At 50.4% G+C, this 21,946-nt stretch carries 16 protein-coding genes and 1 pseudogene; 5 read left to right on the top strand and 12 right to left on the bottom strand.

What is annotated here, in order from left to right; genetic code table 11:
* From QF669_04045 to QF669_04080, 8 genes are all read right to left on the bottom strand, one after another.
* A partial coding sequence (locus QF669_04045) for a transporter (GenBank protein MDP6456615.1) occupies nucleotides 1–186 on the bottom strand: 186 nt, incomplete at its 3' end.
* A 283-nt stretch (nucleotides 187–469) separates the two neighbouring features.
* Nucleotides 470–2,944: a hypothetical protein gene (locus QF669_04050; protein MDP6456616.1), complete on the bottom strand. Its 2,475-nt coding sequence runs from the start codon at nucleotides 2,942–2,944 to the stop codon at nucleotides 470–472.
* A gap of 68 nt (nucleotides 2,945–3,012) precedes the next feature.
* Nucleotides 3,013–4,056, bottom strand: a complete 1,044-nt coding sequence (locus QF669_04055) for a glycosyl hydrolase family 18 protein (GenBank protein MDP6456617.1) — start codon at nucleotides 4,054–4,056, stop codon at nucleotides 3,013–3,015.
* Nucleotides 4,057–4,105: 49 nt separating this feature from the next.
* Nucleotides 4,106–5,152, bottom strand: a complete 1,047-nt coding sequence (locus QF669_04060; protein MDP6456618.1) for a glycosyl hydrolase family 18 protein — start codon at nucleotides 5,150–5,152, stop codon at nucleotides 4,106–4,108.
* A 163-nt stretch (nucleotides 5,153–5,315) separates the two neighbouring features.
* Nucleotides 5,316–6,665 carry a RagB/SusD family nutrient uptake outer membrane protein gene (locus QF669_04065; GenBank protein MDP6456619.1) on the bottom strand — a complete coding sequence of 450 codons (1,350 nt, stop codon included), beginning with the start codon at nucleotides 6,663–6,665 and terminating at the stop codon, nucleotides 5,316–5,318.
* Between the two features lie 36 nt (nucleotides 6,666–6,701).
* Nucleotides 6,702–9,710, bottom strand: a complete 3,009-nt coding sequence (locus QF669_04070; protein ID MDP6456620.1) for a SusC/RagA family TonB-linked outer membrane protein — start codon at nucleotides 9,708–9,710, stop codon at nucleotides 6,702–6,704.
* Nucleotides 9,711–9,978: 268 nt separating this feature from the next.
* A complete protein-coding gene (locus QF669_04075) occupies nucleotides 9,979–11,784 on the bottom strand; it encodes a family 10 glycosylhydrolase (GenBank protein ID MDP6456621.1) in 1,806 nt (601 codons plus the stop codon).
* Nucleotides 11,785–11,795: 11 nt separating this feature from the next.
* Nucleotides 11,796–12,293 (bottom strand): hypothetical protein, encoded by a 498-nt coding sequence (locus QF669_04080; GenBank protein ID MDP6456622.1) that lies wholly within the window; start codon nucleotides 12,291–12,293, stop codon nucleotides 11,796–11,798.
* Nucleotides 12,294–12,866: 573 nt separating this feature from the next.
* Between QF669_04080 and QF669_04085 the strand changes: the two genes are divergently transcribed.
* From QF669_04085 to QF669_04095, 3 genes are read left to right on the top strand one after another with little or no spacing between them, the layout of a single operon-like run.
* Entirely contained in the window at nucleotides 12,867–13,487 is a 621-nt protein-coding gene (locus QF669_04085; GenBank protein ID MDP6456623.1) for a hypothetical protein, read from the top strand.
* Nucleotides 13,488–13,492: 5 nt separating this feature from the next.
* The gene (locus QF669_04090) at nucleotides 13,493–14,038 is read left to right on the top strand and encodes a YceI family protein (protein MDP6456624.1); all 546 of its coding nucleotides are present in this window, start codon (nucleotides 13,493–13,495) and stop codon (nucleotides 14,036–14,038) included.
* Nucleotides 14,031–15,344 carry a hypothetical protein gene (locus tag QF669_04095; GenBank protein MDP6456625.1) on the top strand — a complete coding sequence of 438 codons (1,314 nt, stop codon included), beginning with the start codon at nucleotides 14,031–14,033 and terminating at the stop codon, nucleotides 15,342–15,344. The genes QF669_04090 and QF669_04095 overlap by 8 nt, the downstream gene beginning before the upstream one ends.
* A gap of 30 nt (nucleotides 15,345–15,374) precedes the next feature.
* Here the strand turns inward: QF669_04095 and QF669_04100 are convergent, their stop codons facing one another.
* The 4 genes and pseudogenes from QF669_04100 to QF669_04115 all read right to left on the bottom strand — a co-directional run bounded on the left by QF669_04100 (nucleotide 15,375) and on the right by QF669_04115 (nucleotide 17,284).
* Nucleotides 15,375–15,590, bottom strand: coding sequence for a hypothetical protein (locus QF669_04100; protein MDP6456626.1), 216 nt, complete (start codon nucleotides 15,588–15,590; stop codon nucleotides 15,375–15,377).
* Nucleotides 15,591–15,630: 40 nt separating this feature from the next.
* Nucleotides 15,631–15,762, bottom strand: a pseudogene (locus QF669_04105) (CoA transferase).
* Nucleotides 15,755–17,002, bottom strand: a complete 1,248-nt coding sequence (locus tag QF669_04110; GenBank protein MDP6456627.1) for a thiolase family protein — start codon at nucleotides 17,000–17,002, stop codon at nucleotides 15,755–15,757. Before QF669_04110 ends, QF669_04105 begins: the two are co-directional and overlap by 8 nt.
* Before the next feature lie 123 nt (nucleotides 17,003–17,125).
* Nucleotides 17,126–17,284, bottom strand: coding sequence for a hypothetical protein (locus QF669_04115; protein ID MDP6456628.1), 159 nt, complete (start codon nucleotides 17,282–17,284; stop codon nucleotides 17,126–17,128).
* A 372-nt stretch (nucleotides 17,285–17,656) separates the two neighbouring features.
* Between QF669_04115 and QF669_04120 the strand changes: the two genes are divergently transcribed.
* Entirely contained in the window at nucleotides 17,657–20,626 is a 2,970-nt protein-coding gene (locus tag QF669_04120; protein ID MDP6456629.1) for a SusC/RagA family TonB-linked outer membrane protein, read from the top strand.
* A gap of 17 nt (nucleotides 20,627–20,643) precedes the next feature.
* Nucleotides 20,644–21,897 carry a RagB/SusD family nutrient uptake outer membrane protein gene (locus QF669_04125; GenBank protein MDP6456630.1) on the top strand — a complete coding sequence of 418 codons (1,254 nt, stop codon included), beginning with the start codon at nucleotides 20,644–20,646 and terminating at the stop codon, nucleotides 21,895–21,897.
* Nucleotides 21,898–21,946: the final 49 nt, after the last annotated feature.

Genomic DNA, 21,946 nt, shown 5'->3' on the forward strand with positions numbered 1-21,946 from the left:
AATCCACATGAAATCTTCATTGCCCAGAGCGCGAACCAGAAATGACGGGAAACCGGCAATCCCTTCCCCCATGAGGAGCACTCCCGCCAGACAGGCAATTAGGAGACTGATAACCGCATCCCGCGTAATGAATGCCAGCACCACTGCTAACAGCGGGGGAATAACCGATATCCAGGACAGTTCCATCTGTGGCTAAGTGTTCAAGTGTTGTGGGGTTCGAGTGTTTCAGTGTTCATATACTCGTGTGCTCTAGCTGATACCAGAACACTCTAATAGGTTGAATTTACAGTAAGCGCATCGAAATCGTCCGTGATCTCCGTTGTATCAGAAGTGACTATCTGACTAGGGATGCTCTAGGCTGGAATTAGTAATGAGTCAACTTGCACAACTGATTAAGAGCAACCCCATCGAAAGGAATAATAGGTACACCGTTCGGACAGTCGTTTCGTAAACTTGTTTGACCACACAGTTACTCCGGCTGGTAATTCACCCAAATGGGACTAGACCATGCAACTGTCCCATCTTTATAAACAACACGAAGATAGTAAGAATTTTGACCTGGCGCAATGGTTTCATCATGCAAGCTTTCATAGGCAGTTCGAGAGCCACCGATTTTGCCTGAGACAAAAAGCTCTTCGTTATTGCGCACAATATAGGCATAAAGAATATCGTAGGATCTAACTTCGAAAGAAATTCCTGGAGGTTGATTTACTTCTATGACACTACCCATCGGAGCACCATTTATGAAAAATTCCAAATAATACTTTTCACCTGCCGTTGCATAATTTCTACGGCTCTTCAAAGCTTGCCATACATTTTCCCTGGTCAGGGTGCTATCGAGCAGAACACCAGTCCAGCCCCCTTTGTAGGCATCCTGACGCCAGCCCTCGTTGGCATGAAAATAGAGTCCATGCGAATCCGAAGCCCCAACAAAGCCAATTATTTTCCCCCTAGCAAGCCCATCCTGAGCAAACGTACCAGGCATCCCGCCACGGTGAGGAATAGGTAGGTTGCCCATATATTCATTGGCACCATGGATAGATATAATTTCATAATTTGTCTGTATTTCAGGATCATGGTCCTCCCAAGTCATGCCACCCCAAGGTGGGTGATGTGGAAAAGCAATCCCATCTTGTTCGTGCAAGACTTGGAACAAAGAAACTGCATCGAAAGCAATCGTGCCATGATGGTTGAAAAAGGGGCTATCTTCTCCGCCTTTAAAATAAACATTCTTATGGCCAATTCTTACGGTCGAATCCTGACGGCCACTCCAGGTCGAGTGGGTCCATTCGTAGGCGTTCAGGGTCACAAACTCACCGGGCCGGTTATACAGTTCGTTCAGGGCCTTCAGGTAAGCCCACTCACCAGGGGACAGGTGGTTGAAATCCGATGAGCCCAGTTCGTCATGATCGGTGATGGCCAGAAAATCGAGACGGTATATGTTTTGATACAGATTATAGAGCTCATCGAAGCTGCCTCCCCCATCGGAATAGGCCGTATGGACGTGAAGTTCACCGTAGTAGACCTGGTAATTTCCGTGGCGGGTCGGTCCCCGGAAGGAAGTCTCGGCCATCCCCGTCAAAGTATCAGGGTATGCTCCGGGCGTGAATTTATTGAGCCTGACGCTCACCTTTTGAGGATTCTTACGGACCATCTTCTGTAAATAAATGGTCCGACGGTCGCGCCGGGCCTGCCACATCTCGCTCCCCGATATCCAGCTGCTATGCACATAGAACCCCCGCTGCCCCCAGCCGATTTCATCCAGCAGCCAATTGCTGCTCCACTCACCGTCCTCATAATAGGCTGCGCTGAATATATGGTCATGCCGGGTGAACAGATAAAGACGGCCATAGGCATCGAACGTCAGGGTGGGATACTCGTAGGACTGGGTTTCGCTTCGGTCCTCCAGCTCGATGCCGTGCATCGTCGTCACCGGCTGGTACCATCGGCGTCCATCAAAGGCCCTTATCAGCGGGTATCTAATAATGCCCCACCCATTTTCTCCTCGACGATTGGTCGTCCAGGCGACCCACAGCCGGTCATCGTACCAGGCCAGGGCAGGTTTGGCATCGATGGCCGGGTGTGTGCTGACACGGATCGGTTCTTCAAATTCGCCCCGGCGGAAGCGACGGATATACACATCCGTGTTGCAGCCACTGGTATGGTCCCAGGCGAACCATATCGCGCCGCCGTGAGCCTCCAGCAGGGCGGGCCGGTAGGCATATCCGGGGCGCGCTTCCACCATTATTTCTTCCGACCACCGCCCTTCCTGGAAGTATCTTGCCACGATATGCATGTGCTTCTCGGGAGTTCCTCGTTCCCACGCTACCCAGACGTTTCCTGATCCCGTCGCCAGCACCACGGGCCTGAAGTTGTACCCTTGGCCGGAAGTCAGCTGCACTTCCTCGCCCAGACCCACATCGGAGTAGGTGCGAACAAAGATATTCCATTGCCCATCCCTGCGGGCGGACCAGACGACCCAGACCGTATCATCCTTATCTACAGCGATACGTGGCCGGTACTCCTCACCCGCCGCGGTACTGATTTTATAAGGTCCTCGCCAAATTGGACCCTGTGTAAATTTCAAGTAACGGGTTGAACCTTCACCCTCTGTAAAATCCTCATACTGAACATCGGGATCGTGAAAGCTGCTGAGGTAAACCGCTTCGCTGCCGTCAGGGGAGGTGTAATCGTAGGCAACGTATACATTCCGCCTGCTGTCCACCGCGATGGAAGGATACTCCAGCCGGCCCAGTTCTTCGTCACTGTATCCAGGGAGAGTGAACTCCTCCGAAAAATAGAGGTCATCTTGCTGTTGGAACCAATACTTGTCGTCCCGGCTGGGAGGATATCGCTTCTGGGGAGGCTGCGAAAAGAGCCCCTCGTTGAAAAGGGACAGTACGGCGATGAGCCAGACCGGCCACTGTCGGATTGTTATTTGCATGGTTAATCCAGATATATGGTTTCAGCTGAAGTGAATGAATACAAGGTTTACTGGTGGTTTGTTTGGGATTACTTCAGCAGCTCCCATACGGCGGGATCTTCCCTCCCTAATACCCACACGGAAAAGCCTCTCAGTCTATTCTTTTTTACGAGTTCCAGCTTCCGTTCGAATGTCTTTGCATTTTCAAAAAAGATATACTCGAACAGTCCCCCATTCTCGAACATTGTATAGGGAACACCCTGATCCTCCAGCCATACGATCTCCGCGTCATACCGCTCCGCCATTCCCAGCGCGTCGTTGTAGGCCAGGGACGAGCTCCACGACCTAGCATTCACGTGGTACAGTTCATCATCCTGAATCGTATACCAATGCATGGAAGCCACTGGAATGCCCAGCGAGAGTTTTTCACTGGGGACGTGCCTCAGAAAATATTCGATGTTCTTCTGTACCCAGGGCAGGCCTGCATTAGGTCCGGGCGGGGTGCGACGGGTATGCTGGGAATAGGTCATCACCGAAATAAAATCTCCCGCCTGGGCCAGAGCTTTCAAATCGTATCCCGCCCGCCAGTTGGTGTGCATCCATTTGAAGTATTTAGTGGGGCCGGGGTACTCCTCGGGTCTGTGAACCACCGCTACACTGAGGAGAAACCCTCCTTTGTGCAGGGCTTTGGCCGTCTCAGTGTAGAACTGGCTGTAAGCATCCCGGTCGTTAAAGTTCAGGTTTTCAAAATCAAATTGAATCCCTGAATACCCGTACCGCTTGCATTCGCCCACGAGCGAATTGATGGCCCGTCTTCTAGCCTCATCGTTGATAAGCAGTTTGTGCAGCATCTCCTGGTCGAACCCGGGGTTGGCGATAAGCGGCATGACACCCACATGGTGGGCTTGAGCCAACTTGAGTATTCGCGGGTCCACACTGCCCCAAACGACCCCATCTTCATCGACACTATATGCTCCTGGTGCGACGATGCTGATCTGGTCAATATGTTCAACCAGGCTCCTGTATGAGTCTGGATGATCATAATAGTAAAACAGGTGTTCGATTTTCTTCTGGGACAAGACCGGTGTTGTAGCGGCAATAAGCATAGACAGCAATATGACATGCGCTCTCATGAGATTCTCCTTTACGGGTATCTATCCAGGTTAAAGGTAATACATAAACCTATCGGTGTTGTTCGAGCAATTTCCAGACCTCGGGGTTCTCGTGCCCCAGTCTCCAGGCGGAGAAACCTCTCAAACCGTATTTTCCGATGATTTTCAACTTAGCCTGAAAACTACGCTCATCCTCCAGGAACAGGTACTCAAACTGGCCGCCCTGGTTCGGGAACATGGCCATGTGGACGCCCTGGTCTTCCAGCCAGAGAGGAGTCGCTCCGTTCTGTTCCAGTATAGCCGTAGCCCTTTCATATGAAACCCCCCGGGAACCAGTGGCCGCGCGGTCCTCGGCAACATCCGGGAACCAGTGGCGGGAATAAAGAGGAAAGCCAATAGATACTTTCCGGGCGGGGACCCGGGAAAGCACAAATTTCAGATTCTCTTCCAGCCACGGCATACCCGCCACCGACCCAGGGGTAGTGAGGCGGGTATGCTGGTCATATGTCATAATCGAGATGAAGTCGCTGATTTTGCCGAGTGCCCTGAGATCATACCCGGAGCGCCAGTATTTGAATATCCATTTGGAATACTTTATACGGCCAGCGAAATTACCCGTGCGGGGTACGACCGCGGCACTTATCTGGAATCCTTTCTTATGGAGAACCTCCGCAGTTTCACGGAAAAACTGAGTAAAGGCCTTACGATCATCTATATGGATGTTCTCGAAATCGAACTGGATGCCCATAAACCCGTGCGTTTGACACAACGCCCCCATGGTGTTTACTGCCCGTCGACGAGCAACCGGGTTCTGCAGAGCATTATGAAGCATCTGCTGATTAAAGCCGGGGTTCATCACTAGGGGCATGACCTGCACGCCATGGGCCTTAGCCAGAGCCATCATCCGGCTGTCTACCGACCCCCATATCACACCATCGGCATCCATGGAATAGACTTGGGGTGCGACGATAGTAATATGCTCGATATTCTCCCGGAAGCTGCGTAAACATTCTTCGCGATCTACGTAATAAAAAACAGTTTCCATGCCTTGAGAACCGGCTTCTAAGGGCAAACACAGGTATGATGCCAGAATAATGTTGAAGATGGCGTTTCTCATACCGGCAGAATGATTATAGCGGGGCAACATATCATTTATAATTGGACGGCAGGACACGTTCTGACATTCAGCAGAGCGGGTAGAAAAAGATCGGCCTTGCCAAGATGCTTTCATGGGAAACTACCCGGCAAGGCCTACGTTCTTGAATTACTTAAGAACAGATTTAAATAGGCGGATCTTCCGGCGTGTTTGAATTGTTATCTCGTTCAATAGAGGGATATGGATAAAAATTCCTGTTGCGCTCGTTTGTCAGGTTATCATCCGTCGGATCCAGGTTGGGATGAAACCTCCTGCTGTCTTCAAATCGCATCCCAGTGAGAAATAGTTCAATGGCCCGATTCTTATAAATTTCTTCGAGGATATCTGTCTGACTGTTTACATCCCCAGTCCAGGCTAGCAGTGCTGCATTGACCCCTAGGGGGTCATCAATCTTTTCTCTAACTAAGTTCAAATTGATGGCCGCATCCGAGAGCTGATTAAGCCTCGCATAGGCTTCTGCCTTGTTAAGCAACATTTCACCATGGAGGTAAACTGGAATCGGGGAAGTCTGGGTGGCCCAGAATCCAAGTCCTTGACTTAAGGGCTGCCCTCCGGCGTCAGCAAGCGCATTCCCGGCATCTTCTCCCAAATAAAATTCAAGCCTGCCATCCCCCTCTTCAGGAGCATAAGGATCCAGCAATCCAAAACTCGTTTGCGGCTTCAGGTCCGGCCCCGCAGGATTTATTCGAAACCATATGGGGTTGACATTGTTTGCATCGAAGTTGAACATTGAACTTACGGGGGTACTTGCATCATTTAATACTGCATTCGCATGAGTAATTGCGTCGTTATAGTCCCCAGCCATAAGACTGTACCGCGACAGAAACGCATTAATAGACTTCAGCAAGTTAAAGTCATCTCCCAACACGTTACTTTTAAAATCATCTGATAACGGAGTAGCATTGATTGCATCTCTGGCTTCTGTTAGCAAACTGATTGCCTCGGCCAAAACGGTGGCCCTACCACTGAAGGCCGCATCGCCTTCCGGAGAATTCATTATGACCGTCTGTTCCCACATGGAGACAAGGTATCCTAGGCACATCGCCTTGTAAAGATTGCCATAAGCGAGAAGTCCGCTATACGTACCAGATGCTAACTCAACAGATCCCACGCCAGCAATCAGCGCTTCAGCCATACCCTTGACTCTAAGAAGAGTTACCCAAGGGTTGGTTATACCTCCACTTTCAGGTGGCAGTTCAGTGCTTCCCCTAGCGAGCTCGTTTATGTTGAGATAGGTATTAGTCACTCCTAATTCCCGAGTAGTGATGCCGGGAGCCTCTATAACTTGACGCAATACTGTAGTGGTAAAATACTGGTTTATACCAATGCTGAATGCATACAGTCCTTCTTTAGAGTTAAGTATGACTTCCTCAGTAGGATTATTCGGATTAGAAAAATCATCTTCGCACGATGTTACCACCAGCATGAAAAGGGCAAAGATTGCAACAAATCCCTGTTTTGCTCTATACTTCATTTCCGTGTTTCTCCATATTTTTTAAAAGGAATTCAATCAAAACGTAGCAGTAATTCCAATTTTCAAAGTTCTCGGAATAGGGATTAATCCCATTATTCCACCCCTTGATCCATTGCTCTGGGCATCCATGTTTACTTCGGGATCCCACTTCGAGTAGTTATCAAATGAAATGAGGTTTCTACCGGCGACGGTAAATCTCAAACCGCTCAATCCGTTAATCGGATTAGCCCACAGGTACGAAACTGACAGCTCTCGAAGTTTTGTAAATGAACCATCTTCAATATAGGATTCAGCTATACCGAATTTTGCCCGCCCAGTACCCTTTACTTCTTCTCCGTTTAATTCCTTGCCAGTCTGTTCACCCCCACCAAATCTAAAGAACATTCGCGAGTCCCAACTCAACACATCAAATCCCTGAACAGCATCAAATTGGGCTCGGAAAGTGAGGTTTCCATATTTCAGTTCATTTATCCAGGAAGCTATATAATCGGCATTCGGATCTCCAATAACTTTTTGAAGAATAGCCCCCGTCGGCTGACCATCGGCATCCCTTTCAGGAACGTTATTGCCATTCGCATCCACCGAACCTCTTTCACGCTGAGGTATTCCGTTAGCATCTAAGAGTAAACTACCATCAGGATTCCGTGCAAAATAGCTTTGACGAAACACGCCTAATGGTTGTCCATTCATCGCCTTCGAGAACCCGAAATTGCCGATTCCGATCATTTCCCCCTCAATTCCACTCACCTCATTGATATTGGAAGAGAATGTGAAAGTGGTAGTCCAATTGAAATCTTTGGTTATTACTGGACTACCAGTCAGTTGTATTTCAATCCCTTTGTTGGTCATGTTTGCAATATTTTCAATTCGACTTCCTGCACCGGTAGATGGAGCCAGTGTTCGCTCTACTAACAGATCTTCAATCTCTTGGATGTAACTGGTAAATTCTAACCCCAGCCTGTTATTAAACATGGCCAAATCAATCCCGAATTCTGTTTCTGTCTGTCGTTCAGGTCTCAAATCAGCATTACCTATTTGCGAAGGAGAAATTAACCCCGACTTACCATGTATACTGACTGCACTGTAATTAGTCAACCTGTCAAATGGTCCGATGGCGGTTAGATTACCTGCTTGTCCCCAAGCAGCCCGAATTTTGAGATTATTAATTGCGCTCACAGTCCAGAAGTCTTCATCTGAAATAATGTAAGACAAACTGGCTTTAGGGTAGAACTGACTTCTCTCATCCTTCCCGAATACCGAAGAACCATCAATTCTGGCAGCTCCGGTAACGAAAAGTTTGTCTTTTAACCCAATTGTCTGCTGAATATATCCTCCCCAAATGGCCCTCTCGCTACTAAAATCTGTGGTTGAAATAGTTCCTGCACCTGCGGTGGTCTTAACTCCAAGAGCAAGCGCGCTGGCCGAAATTGTGCCCACGCTTGATTCATCATATTGATATGAATACCCTGCGGCAGTAACCGATGAAATGGCGTCTAAGAATTGGGTCTCATAAGTAACATTAAGATCACTGTTCATTTGCGTTCTATTGACGATTGATGACCTGGCTGTTCCTGTAACAGCTGTGGTAGTCCCAATGGGAGCATACCTTGTACCCCTTGAACGCGCATCGTCATAGCCAAACACATAGTTTACGCGCATTCCGTCAATGGGGGCCAAGGTAAATTGAATATCAGAGATCGCTCTCTTATTCTGTTGTTGAAAATCAAAAGTGTCCAAGTACTCAAGGATATTCGGATAAAATGTCATTGTCGGGTAATTTCCATCAGCGTCAGGTGTCGGATTTATGCTGTTGTCTGTAAACAGAATGGTCTGTAAAACGCCGTACCCATAACCACCATTGGGTTTTTCATTGCTATGGCTCGAGGAAACATAGGTTCCAATTGAAAACGAAGCCCTGTCGTTGATTATTTGGTTGACTCGCAACCGAGCTCCCGACCGGTCATAGTCCGTATTTTTCATAATCCCATTGTTTTTGAGCCAAGACAATGAAGCCAAGTATGTCGTATTCCCCTGGCCACCAGATACAGATAGATAGTTATCTGTACCTATGCTGTTTTGGAATACCATATCTTGGTAGTCATATCGAGTTACAGGAGTGGTAGTAATATCCGTGAGATCACCGGCACCGGCTGTCCAATCTTTGCCGACCTGATTGAAGGCTATCTTTTTCCGCAGTGAGTTAGAATTGACACTGGTACTGAAGGTGACCGTTGGTTTGCCAAACCTGCCTCTTTTTGTGAAAATCTGGACAACCCCATTGCTTGCTCTTGAACCATAGATAGCAGCAGCAGCACCCCCCTTAATTACCTCTATCCTTTCTATGTCCCGGGGACTGATGTCAGACAGTCGGTTCTGCACCACACTTGTCACTCCCAGAACATTCGTGGAACTATTATTCACAATTACCCCATCAATGATATAGAGGGGATCCGAACTCCCGTTTACGGTGCTGGCACTCCTTAACCTCACGCTAATTCCAGCGGCCGGATCTCCTGAATTCTGAGTTACTTGCACTCCGGCAAGTTTCCCGGACAGGGAACCTGTAATATCCAAAGAACCAGCCCCTGAAATACTGGCCTCTGAAATTGTTGAAATGGTATTACCCAATTGCTTCTTTTCCTGCAATCCAGATGCACCTGTAATTACCACTTCACTAAGTCTCAGGACATCTAGATCCATTGAAACATCTTCGGGAATTTCAGTGACACTCCCAAGTGTGATGGATCTTACAATTGTAGTGTACCCAATAAACGAAAACTGTAATTCAATATCCCCTTCCTTACGATTTGCTGTAATTGTATAGTTGCCTTCAAGATCTGTGATGTCCCCAACAGTCGATCCCTTAATAAAGACCTGCACTCCCCCCATGGGGGCCCCGATGTTATTAATTACCGTCCCTGAAATCGTATAGCTGGTTTGTGCATGTGTCTGTACAACCATACTGCAAAGGAAGGTACTAATCAAGATAAAATGGGCAAATTTTCCGTTTCGATTCTTGGTATGTTTTGTAAGAAGTTGATGCATAAAATTGTGCCTCCTTGGAAGAAATTATAATACTTTTTAGAAAAGATAACAAGGTTAAATTAAAAAATAGTTGGGGGCGGAGGACGATCTAGTCGAGATACGACGGCCTCTACATTGGGATCTTGAAAAGGCGGCGATGGAGGAGAATAATAGTGCTGTCATTAACAGCCTTTCCCTTGGTCTAACCGGCATAGACCGCAACACCCCGGAGTCTCACATGGCGAAATCATAGGGCGCGAGGAAGTAGCCAAGGGTGGTGTTACTATTTCTAGTTGGAGCTGAGTGGAGGAGTCTTGGCCGGAGCGACGAAGGGTCCGCTTCGAAGCGCACTGAGTTCGGCCTCATCGAAGCTTCCCCAAGGGAAAAACATGATTCCCTCGGGAGCCACAACCTCGCGTACCTTGGCGATACGATTGATGATATGCTCAATGTCACCGCGCGTTCCCATCCCGACCCAGACGGTTCCCTTTCCACGATTCTCTTGAGCTAGAAGTCCTTCTTGCACGACAAGGTCGTTGTCGGAGCCATAAGACATGAGGCACACGGAGTCAATTTCCCTGCGACGGAGCCATCCAATCCAATCCTGCAAAGCCTGATGGCGACCAAGATGAAAACGCGACAGGACGGCTGCTGAGACGCGGGTTCCCGGGCGCCTGGTGTGTACGTCTTCGCGAATACGTCCCACAAGATGCCCAATTCGCTGGCGTTGCCATTCCAGCCACGTTTCGAAGCGCACCGAACCGATCTTGACATCGCGCGGATCAAAGCCGTATTCCTTCTCAAAAGCCGCAATCACGAGAGGGTTGTAATCCAGATCATATTTAACCTGAACGCCGCGCGACGGATAGCGGATGAAATCGAAGTGAATACCGTCCACGTCGTACTTCTCGACGACTTCAAGATAGACACCCACGAGATAATCCTGAACCTCAGGGGCGGCAAGCGAGAGAAATCGGCCTTCGGAGTACTGGGCTTGAAACTCCTCGGTCGTGTAATCAAGCATGGACTTCCCGGAACGATTGACCATGACAAAATCGGGTCTTCGCCTAACAATGTGCTTCGGATCATCGGGCAATTCGTCTGTATTCCAGACATATCCAGCATTGAGCCACGCGTGTATTTCGAGCCCTCGAGCGTGGCCGCGTTCGATGAAACGTTGAAGAGGATCGAACGACTTTGGCTGATCAGTAAGGGAGGTCGCGCACGGCTCGGTGGCCGATTGGTAATAAGCATCTCCGCGGCCTCGGACCTGAACAAACAGTGTATTGAAGCCGGCCTTAGCCGCTGAATTCACAACGTTGTCGATATTTTGGGGTGAATTGAGCTCATTGCGCACGACCCAAACGCCGCGCCCCTCGAATCGGGGACGCTTCAGCCATTCCAAGCAACGTCCCAAGATGTCGCGGCGCACAACGGTCGGCCGTACGCTCTCCAAGGGAAACGTCAGAAGCACAGTTCGATAGGTTGGGGTCTCATGAGCGACCCCTAGATAGCCCGGCAGATCGGAAAAGCGAACGAGATGAGTTGCTCGGTCGTTAGTTCGATGGATGTGCGTTAAATTATCAGCCGCGACATCGGCCTTGGGGCCGAACGTCAAATCAAACCTGATCCCCTCCAGAATCGAACGATCATTTCCCTCTAGAGGAAGGTTCAGATACGTGCTGCTCCAAGTGATCAGGGAATTGGGCATAACGTAGTCGCATCCCAGGCGGCTTGTCAACCACGAGTGGTCACCGCTGCTAAACACTTCCGCGGGGAGTCCCGGCGAGACGACGAGCAAGTTCCCGCCGCTATCGAGATACTCGTTCAGTGCAGAGCGATTGTCGGCGCTTAACGTGCCCGACGTATCGTTGCCGCAATTCCATGCCACAACGTCCGCGCCGGAAAGCCTCTTGGCGTTCGTCTCATTAACCGTAATCACCTCACATTCTGCCCCGAGAGTCTTGAAACTTTCTACCCAAAGTTCCTTCCAGTCAAACTCAGATATGAAATCATCCACGATCAACACACGAGACTGCGACCACAGCTGCGAAGCCACCATCAAGAAAGTTATTGTCAGACTGATCGTTCGCATCTCAATCCTCCTTAATCCTCCTTTACTCCACGATCCCGCACCAGCGCGCCGTTGCCGGGGAACTCTTCTTCAATTACCGTCTCAACCGTCACCGGCGCCTTCACACTGAAGCCATCTTTTATCTCAGGAGTAAACGGTCCGCTCCGCCATAGACTGACAGGCTCGGGACTGACCACATCTAAGTGTCCATTGAACAGGGCACTCTTTCCCCCTTCACCATCGCCTTCCCGTGTGGCGACCACATTGTACCGCCCTTCGTAGCCCCACGGAACGGGCACATAACCCGGATGCTGCTCCAAGTCGGAAGCGTCGATGGGCACCTGAAGTGGAGTGAAGCCGAGGGACGCCAACTGATCCTCCACCACTCTCAGCGCGGAACCTTCATTACCTAATGTGCTGGGTTCCGCAATGAGACGAGAGGTAAAGTCCAAGATTTCGTCAGTCAATCCGTGAACTGTTTCGAGAACGTGTTTTTCCTGATGCTTCATGGTAAGGTGTGATGAGAACATGCGAAGTTTTTCTGAGCATTGTCAAGGATTAGTTTTAGTTGCGCGTTCTTCACAGAACTATGACGACACTCGACTATCTTATTTTTGCCGCCCACATGTTAGGGGTACTCTGTGTAGGCGCATATTTTTTCCGGAAGAACAGGGGTGCCGAGGACTACCGAGGACTATTATATTGGAAGGATATAGATTGGTGGGAGCGTGGTTCTCAGCAGTGTTCATCATCCCGAAAATCAAGGGCCTCGACGCACGACAAGTGATGATGACCTCCCCTGACTTTCTGCGATACCGGTACAGTGATCGGGTTGCCCTTGTTGCGGCTTTCAGATATGTTCGCTGTAATAGATTTCTTGAACTGTCAAGCCGCCAATGATTTCGGCCACCTGTCCGGCAGAAGCGGGCAGGTATTATTAGCTCACAACCCGAGAAGCTTTGTACTTACCCCGCCATCAATGACAGGGTAATATTCCCCCTTGCTTCTACCTTTTATAAGCGGACAGATCTGTTTCTGAGGCAACATTTTATTCTACTAAATTGCATAGCGCCGCCGTATGTTTGACGAGTATGGCACGGCAAATGACAATCATACTTCTGCTTTTTGTTTCATCCAGCAGTCTCGACGCCGTACCGCAGTCAGTGACACCCCCACCTACCCCGGTAGAAATTAACGAATTGCCCGAGAATATGCCCCTTGTCACCCGCCTCCTCTGGGGAGAGCAGGGTCTCATCCGCACGCTGGGGCTGGCGCCCAAGGACCGTATTGCTGAACTGAAGCTCAGGACTTTCATGCTTCAGACGCACCAGAAGTTTGCCTTGGGAACGGTGGCTCTGCTTTCCGGACAAACTTACACAGGGATGCTGATGGCGAAAGGGAAAACAGATGGTTATGAAAAAACGCAGGAGATTCATTCATCCCTGGCGGACGCCACCTTCGCTGCCTACATCGTCACCGGAAGCTTGAGCTATCTGGTGCCTCCAGCCGTCAGCTATAAACAGAAAGTGGACCCCATCCGTCTGCACCGCTGGCTCTCCTATCTGCACATGGCGGGGATGGCGGCGCTTCCCGTCTTGGGCGAGATGGTTGAGGAGCCTTATGAATACAATATCTCCTATGACGACGCCCTCAGACTACACCGGAGTGTGGGACTGGTGACCCTTGGCGCCGTCATCCTGTCAGCTGTCCTCACCCTCTTTTAGTGACTGTGAAGCAGCTCTGCCTCTGCCTGATCGTTGTCTTTCTTCAGTGGCCGGCGGCTCAGTCACACAGCTACGCCATCACAGATAACAGCACTATTATCTACCACGGACATCACCCGTTTCGCGACTGGAGCGGCATTTCGCACGCGGCGTCAGGCAGCGTTGCAGTATTAGCGGGAAATCCTGCTTCCTCAAGTTGCTCTGTTCAAGTCAGCCTGGAGAGTTTCGACAGCGGCAGCAGCAGCCGTGACTCCAACATGCTTACCTACACAGAATACTATCTTTATCCCGATGTGGTCTTCGAATCGGAGAAGATCTCTGTTTCAGGCCACACGGTAACAGTACAGGGGCAGCTCTCCTTTCACGGCGTGACCCGGACTGTCACCGTCTCAGCCGAAGTGGACACAACGGAACAGTTCAGTGCCTCTGGAATGTTCTCCATCTCCCTTTCCGATTACGCCGTAGAGCGGCCTTCTCTCTTTCTCCTTCCCATCAGTGACAAGATTGACATTGAATTTGATCTCAAGGGTGTCCTTAATGAGAATGAATAAGAAAACCTCTCAAACTGTGATAACAGTGACGGCATTGGTGGCGCTCTGTCTGATCCCGATTCTCTCCCGCACCATCCCTTTCCCGGGAGTAGTGTGGTTCAAAGGCAATCTTCACACCCACACCCTCTGGAGTGACGGTGATGCGCCACCTGAAGTGACCGTAGGCTGGTACAAGAATCACGGCTACGATTTTCTGGCGCTGTCCGATCACAACATTCTGTCGGCGGGAGAGAAGTGGATTCCTGTTTTAAATGAAGGTAAACCAGACAACTGGCCCCCTCCCTTCACCACCGCAAAACTGAACAATCTGAAACAACAGTTTGGTGAGAATTCAGTTGAGTTACGATCAGAGAATGATTCTCTCTTCATGCGTCTCAGGACACTCGAAGAGTTGAGGGAACAGTTTCAGCAGGCTGGCCGGTTCATCCTTATTCAGGCTGAAGAGATAACAGACACCTTTGAAAAATATCCCGTCCACGTGAACGCCACGAACCTTGAAACACTCATCATGCCTCAGGGAGGTGGAAGCACCTCCGACGTGATGCAGAGAAATATCGACGCCGTCCGCGCCCAGCGTGACGAGACTGGTCGCCCCATGATTGCACACATTAACCACCCCAATTTCGGCTGGGGAATCGTAGCTGAGGATCTGATCCGCCTGAACGGCGACCGTTTTTTTGAGATCTACAACGGACATCCCGGCGTAAGAAACTGGGGTGACGAGTCACATCCGGGTACCGACCGCATGTGGGATATTGTTCTCGCCATGCGACTCGCTCAAGGCAGGGAACCCCTCTACGGCGTCGCCGTGGATGACGCCCACTCGTACTACGAAATCGGTGTAGGAGAATCAAACGCCGGCAGAGGGTGGGTGATGGTCAAGGCACCTCAGCTCAGCGCCGAAGCACTTATCGAGGCGATGGAGCGAGGTAACTTCTACGCCACAACGGGCGTCCAACTTGAAGATGTAGCCGTTTCGGACGGGATGATAAAGATCACGATTCAAGCCGATGAAGGTGTCAGCTACCGCACACAATTCATCGGTACGCCGCGGGAATTTGACCGCTCATCCAGACCTGTGTCGAATGCGGACGGTACACCGCAGCATATCTCCCGTATCTACAGCAGCGATATCGGTCAAGTACTGTTCGAAACCGAGGCCAATCCTGCCGTTTACGGATTTTCGGGCGACGAGCTATACGTGCGGGCAAAGATTGTTTCGGACAGGAAACATCCAAATCCATTCGCCGAAGGGGATGTGGAAACAGCCTGGACCCAGCCTGTTACTGTTTCTCCAAGCCAGTAGAGTGAAAAACGGAACCGTTTCGCTCAGCCGTTAACTGGTCTGAATAACGCCGGCGGATTCCAGCCGATCTATCGCATCATCCAGCTGCAGAATATTCTCTAGAATCTCACGGGTGTGCTGACCCAAATCTGGGGCGGACTTTCTTTCAGGCTCAGGGCAGGAGGACAGCATCGCCGGACCGCGAGCAAAGCGATAAGTTCCCACCATCGGGGCATCAATGTCCAGTAGTGCTTTGCACGCCTTCACCTGGGACGACTCAAAGATATCCTCCGCCGTGTAGACAGATCCCACCGGAACGCTCTATCTTGATCACTTCAGCCCCTGCATCCGCCAGAAGCATGGTGCAATAGGGGACGCTCATGTACTGTTCCAGAGTCACCACCCTTATACTGTCCAGCGGCCGTTTTACACTACTCACCAATCCACTCCACAACTGTTGATACCCCTTGTCCCACGCCGACACAGAGGGTTGCCAGTCCGTAGTACGGCTTCTCTTCGCCGGAACCGCGGCGCACCATCTCGTGGAGAAGCGTAGTCAGGATACGGCCGCCTGAGCAGCCGATGGGGTGCCCCAAGGCCACAGCACCGCCGTTCACATTGGTAATCTCCTCCCCAAACTCCGCCCGCCGCATGACGCCCACAGCCTGAGCCGCAAATGCTTCATTCAGCTCGATGAGCCCCATATCATCCACAGTCAGACCGAGACGGCCGAGAACTTTATCGGTGGCCGGCACAGGACCGTACCCCATGACGCCGGGATCCACCCCCGCCACAGCCGAACCGAGCCACCGCGCCATCGGCTTGAGTCCGAGCTCCTTCGCCTTCTCACCACTCATGAGCAAAACAGCAGCCGCGCCGTCATTGATTCCGCTGGAATTGCCCGCAGTGACCGTCCCGTCTTTGCGAAATACCGGCTTCAGTTTTGCCAGCTTTTCCAGTGAAGTATCGAGAACGAAACGTCCGTTCTCTGACTGGTAGCGGGGATGTTCATCTCTGTCCACCAGAACGGGGTCGCTCTTCCGCTGAGGCACGGAAATTGGAATGATCTCGTCCTCAAATCTGCCGTCATTGATTGCCGCCACTGCACGACGCTGACTCTCCAGAGCGAAGGCGTCCTGTTCCTCCCGCGTAATGTTCATCTCCTCAGCGATATTCTCCGCCGTCTCCCCCATACTGATAATGGGATACATAGCATCCAGCTTCGGATTCGGATAACGCCAGCCGATTGTCGTATCGTATATCTTCGGCTGGCCGATTGCAGGCCACCGCTCGGGCTTCGGCATGGACCATGGTGCACGGCTCATACTTTCCACACCCGCCCCGACGAAGACATCTCCCTCTCCCACAATGATAGACTTCGCCGCCTGATTCACCGCCTCCAGTCCCGATGAACAGTTCCGGTTGACGGTGACACCGCCAACCTCCACAGGGAACCCTGCCAGCAGAACTGACATGCGCGCCACGTCCCGGTTGTCCTCGCCAGACTGATTACAGCAGCCGGCGTAGACATCTTCAATGAGCGCCGGGTCGATGCCACAACGTTCCACCAGACCCTTCAACACGGCAGCTAAGAGATCATCGGGCCTAACGGTGGAAAGACCCCCTCCAACACGACCGATAGGACTCCTTACCGCATCAATGATTACTACTTCTCTCACGATTCAGTTAATCTCCTTTTTGTCAGTGTAACGGTGTGTTAGCAGCAGAACAGTTCAGAACTTATGCCGTACTTAAGGGGTCGCCGTTGCGAGATCTCTTTCTGACGCCTCTTTCTCTCTCAACTAAATGCTCCACTCCACCACCCTCTCGATCGCCTCCATCGTCTCAGAGCAGTATTGGCGCAGGAACGACAGCGGAAGTTCTTGATTCAGCGGAACGCTGCTGCCCGCATCGAGGGCTTGTCTGCCGTCAAAATTCACGTATGCCTGTCGGGCATTCAACCCGTCAGCAGGACTACATCCGTTTCCTCGAGGATTCTTTCACACAGCGCTGCGCTCGTTTGTACTGAGCGTAGCCGATTCGGCTATCTTGCGAATGTAGCGGCTGGAAACAGTTTCCCTTTTGCTCATGACAGCTTGTTACTTCCTCACGTCAAACTTAATCACGAAAAGCGGAAAAAACTCCAAGGTTTGCGGCCCAGAAGAAGGGCCAGATGACACCTGCTAATTTTTTCCATAGATACAAAACTCTGGCGAAAAACTTTTCATATTTTAAGGATCTATATAGTTAAAAAAGGGTTGACTTAAAGGTATTCGTATGAGTATAATCGCCTCGGTTCTTCTGAAAGGTTAGTTAAAGGAGGTTATCTGATTATGAAAAATCGAGGATTATCGCTCTTTCTGGCGGCAGGTTTGCTGAGCATGCAACTTGTCTCTGGCCAGTCAGTAACAGCAACGGGTTCTGTGACAGACGCACAAACCGGGGAGCCCCTTGTGGGGACGCAGGTATTTGTAAAAGGGACCTTCATTGGTACAACATCCGACATGAACGGAGACTTTACCATTGAGGTGCCGTCACCCGACGTGTCGCTGATGGTCGCATACATGGGGTACAAGACGCAGGAATTGGCAGTTGATCCTGCTGCGGGTCCAATGAACATCCAGATGGAGCCGGACGTGTTGAAGCAGGAAGAGGTGGTTGTCACCGGGTTGGTTTCGACCGTTAAGCGGCGCAATCTGGCAAATGCTGTAGCGACGGTTTCCGGCGATGAACTTGTCACAGCTCCTACTCAAACACTGGACGGTGCGTTGAACGGAAAATTTGCCGGTGTCAACATTCGCCGCAACACAGGCGCTCCCGGCGGCGGTATCAACGTCAATCTGCGTGGATCCTCTACTCTCACTGGCGGCACCCAGCCGCTGTACGTCATTGACGGCATTATCGTTAACAATGATGCTAACCAGTCTGGTATTGACGTAGTAACCAAGGCCACTGGCGCCGGCAGTGCCCGGCCCCAGGGCCAGCCCACCAACCGAATTGGTGATATCAATCCCAACGATATTGAGAGCATTGAGGTGCTGAAAGGTGCCAGTGCCGCGGCCATTTACGGTGCCAAAGCTTCCAACGGTGTGATTATTATAAGGACCAAACGGGGCCGCGGTGGCAAAACCAAATTTAACTTTTCCCAGAAAGCAGGACAATCTGCGGTTCTGAAAAAAATGGGGCATCGTGTGTTTGAAACCTACCAGGAGGCTGAAGATCAATTCGGTGCGGATATTGCTGCCCTTGGAAATAACGCCAGTGGCAGTTGGGCCGGAAACGACTTTGACTATGAAGGAATACTTTACGGAGAAACCGGTCAATTGAAAGAGACGACCGTGAGCGCCGTGGGTGGCAATGCGCAGACCCAGTTCTATGTCGGCGGTCAGTATATGGATGAAGGTGGAATCATCAAGAACTCCGGATACGAAAAAATATCCGGCCGCGTCAATCTAGATCACCGTTTCAGTGAAAAAGCGAGGATCAGTATAGCTACGAACCTAATAAGAAGCAGTGCTGATCGCGGCGTGACCGGCAATGACAACAGTAACCTGACATACGGTTTTTCCATTGGATTTACACCCAGTTTCATCGATATCAGGGATGCGGATGGTGACGGTATTTTCCCTACCCACCCCTTGAACCCATCCAATCCACTTGAAACAGCTGAGTACCTAGTGAACAATGAGACGACTCACCGCGCGTTAGGTTCTATGCAGTTCGACTACAGCCTGTTGAAGCAGTCTACGCAAAGCCTCAATTTTCTAGCTGTGGGCGGGACAGACTTTTATAATCAGGAAAATGAGGTGTTTGCACCACCTTTCCTGCAGATAGAAGAATCACAGAGCGAGCCAGGACAATCGGTGATGACCACAACAGATAACCTGAATACCAATCTGTCGTTGAACCTTGTCCATAAGATAAAAATGGGCGGTATAAACCTCAATACCACCGCGGGGCTGCAATACGAAACACGGGACAGGAACAGTGTCTTTGTTCACGCCAAAGGGATGATTCCCACGCAGACGAACGTCGATAATGCCAGTTCTCAAGCGGTATATCACGATAAAATGAAGCAGCAAGATAGAGGCCAATTCTTCCATGAAGAAATATCCGTTGGAGACAATATCTACGTCTCATTCGGTGCCCGTGGAGATGTTTCCAGCACCATGGGTGATACAGAAACCATGGAATGGTATCCTAAAATGGCGGCATCTTATCAGTTTGGCGAATTCGCCGGACTCTTTGATAACCTGAAGGTGCGCTTTGCCAGAGGTGAAACTGGAAACATGCCAAGCCCTAGTGCCAAGTATACCACGATGTCATCTTACAACATTGGTGGTGTGAATGGATTACAGGCCGCAGGGGTAAAGGGTAACCCGGACATTAAACCTGAACGCACTGCCGAAACGGAGTATGGGGTTGATTTCTCTATCATGAATGGTTTCGCTGTAGCTGAAGCGACGATGTTCAGCCAGAAAATCACTGACCTTATTCTTGAAGTTGATATGCCTGCATCTACCGGATCAGGATCCAGCTGGGAAAATGGTGGCGAGATGGAGACAAAAGGGACAGAATTCTCGTTAACCTTGAATCCCACTAAACTGGTTAGTCTTGGTGGATTAGACTGGGTCTTCCGAACTAACTATTATACCACAAGCTCAGAGGTTACAAAGCTGAATGTAGATCCATACAACTATGGTGGTTTTGCAACGTTCCTGGGTACATACCGAATTCAAGAAGGGTGGTCACCTACGGCCATAGTTGGATCAGAGATGGATGGGGATAAGTATATAGAACTGGGGAATGAGACTCCTGACTATACGGTATCCTTTTTCAATGGTCTTCGTGTTGGTCCTGTCAGTTTTTCTTTTCTTATCGATCATAAAGAAGGCGGGCATGCCATCAACCTGGCCAATCTGATCTATGATCTTGGCGGTACTACAGGAGATTATGACAAAGAAGAGTTAGACCTTGATGGAGATGGTACAAAATCGGGCAATGGAAATGAGAGGCTAACCGTATTAGGCGGTGTCACAGCTCCATATATTGAGTCAACGGCCTACACCATGCTACGTGAGGTCAACCTGACCATCTCACTTCCGAGTACTCTTTCAGATGCTCTGAACTTGGGATATTTGCAGATCGGCGTTGCTGGAAGAAATCTCTGGATGGACACGTCCTATACTGGATTGAGCCCTGAAGTGAGTCAGTTTGGCAATGTGCCGGTGGGCGGTTCCGTTGACACCAACCCGTACCCGCAATCCAAGAGTACCTATTTCACCCTTTCCGCAGGATTCTAACCGAGGAGAAAATGATTATGATGACAATCAAAATGAAAAAAATAGTGAAGATACTCCCGCTGGCTATCTGTTTCCTGTGGGTAGGATGTGAAGATCTGGATTTCCCCGATCCAAATAACCCCACCAGTGACACGGCAACCATCCAGTCTCTTGTGACCGGGGCTGAGGCGGGCTTGCGTTACGATATCGGTATTTATCTGCGGAATGTACTGGTTATAGGCCGAGAGGCATACTACCTTGAGCCAGCAGACCCAAGATACACCGGTGAATTGATGACCGGGCCGGTCGATCCTGGCGGCTTCCTGGCCAATCGTCCCTGGAGCACCAACTACAAGGTTATCCAGAACTGTCTGACTCTAGTGAACAATCCTGACGCTGATAGCGGTTCGAATGGATTTGCAAAAACACTCCACGCCTATTGTCTGTGGCGCATCTTGAACCTGACGGATGAAAATGGGGCTCGCCTGAATTACGATGGCGATATCACCGTTGCGGTTGCATCTAAGAGCGCTGTAATGTCGGAGATCGAAAGCTTGCTGGATGACGCTTATTCCGACCTGACGGGCGCTGGATCTGCATTCTCTTTCTCACTGTCTGACGGATTCAGCGGTTTTGATACACCCGCTACATTTGCCCAGTTCAACCGCGCCCTGAGGGCTCGCGTAGCTGTTCACCAAGACGATTGGGGCACCGCTTCAACTGCCCTCGATGATTCATTCCTCGATGAATCCGGAGATCTAGATGTTGGTGTATACCATGTGTTCAGCTCCGGATCTAACGACCAGGATAACGAAATGTATGAAGCCGCAGATGCGGACTTTGTGAAACTGATGGTCCATCCGTCTTACCTCACAGATGCCGAAGAAGGGGATCTCCGCATGTCCAGCAATGTTTCAATCCGGGCCGACACAATTAAGTACGATGAGCTGGAAAGTTATCTCGCACCTACGGTCTGGAGCAGTTCATATGATCCTGTTCCCATCATCCGCAATGAAGAGCTGATTCTCTTAAAGGCTGAAGCCGACATAGGCAGTGGTGGAGATGGATTGACAGAGATTAACATCATCCGCGCGGCACACGGGCTTGCAGATGCCACTTCAGGTGGATTGGAACAGCTTCTACATGAAAAGCGGTACTCCCTGTTCCTCGAAGGACAGCGCTTAATTGATATGCGGCACTACGGGAAAACTGATGAGCTGCCTATCGATCGCCCGGCTCGTGGAGACACCATTGTGATTTTCCCGATTCCCGAAACGGAAGTACCGGGTTAATCCCAGCAGCGATTAGTTGCTATAATTAGGGGGCCTCTTTAGGGGTCCC

Source organism: Candidatus Neomarinimicrobiota bacterium, assembly GCA_030743815.1.
Lineage (GTDB): Bacteria > Fidelibacterota > Marinisomatia > Marinisomatales > S15-B10 > UBA2146.

What these genes read in the sequence shown, in the direction of transcription:
- QF669_04050 (MDP6456616.1), bottom strand. Translation starts at nt 2,944, where the DNA reads ATGCAAATAACAATCCGACAGTGGCCGGTCTGGCTCATCGCCGTACTG.
- QF669_04055 (MDP6456617.1), bottom strand. Translation starts at nt 4,056, where the DNA reads ATGAGAGCGCATGTCATATTGCTGTCTATGCTTATTGCCGCTACAACA.
- QF669_04060 (MDP6456618.1), bottom strand. Translation starts at nt 5,152, where the DNA reads ATGAGAAACGCCATCTTCAACATTATTCTGGCATCATACCTGTGTTTG.
- QF669_04065 (MDP6456619.1), bottom strand. Translation starts at nt 6,665, where the DNA reads ATGAAGTATAGAGCAAAACAGGGATTTGTTGCAATCTTTGCCCTTTTC.
- QF669_04070 (MDP6456620.1), bottom strand. Translation starts at nt 9,710, where the DNA reads ATGCATCAACTTCTTACAAAACATACCAAGAATCGAAACGGAAAATTT.
- QF669_04075 (MDP6456621.1), bottom strand. Translation starts at nt 11,784, where the DNA reads ATGCGAACGATCAGTCTGACAATAACTTTCTTGATGGTGGCTTCGCAG.
- QF669_04080 (MDP6456622.1), bottom strand. Translation starts at nt 12,293, where the DNA reads ATGTTCTCATCACACCTTACCATGAAGCATCAGGAAAAACACGTTCTC.
- QF669_04085 (MDP6456623.1), top strand. Translation starts at nt 12,867, where the DNA reads ATGACAATCATACTTCTGCTTTTTGTTTCATCCAGCAGTCTCGACGCC.
- QF669_04095 (MDP6456625.1), top strand. Translation starts at nt 14,031, where the DNA reads ATGAATAAGAAAACCTCTCAAACTGTGATAACAGTGACGGCATTGGTG.
- QF669_04120 (MDP6456629.1), top strand. Translation starts at nt 17,657, where the DNA reads ATGAAAAATCGAGGATTATCGCTCTTTCTGGCGGCAGGTTTGCTGAGC.
- QF669_04125 (MDP6456630.1), top strand. Translation starts at nt 20,644, where the DNA reads ATGATGACAATCAAAATGAAAAAAATAGTGAAGATACTCCCGCTGGCT.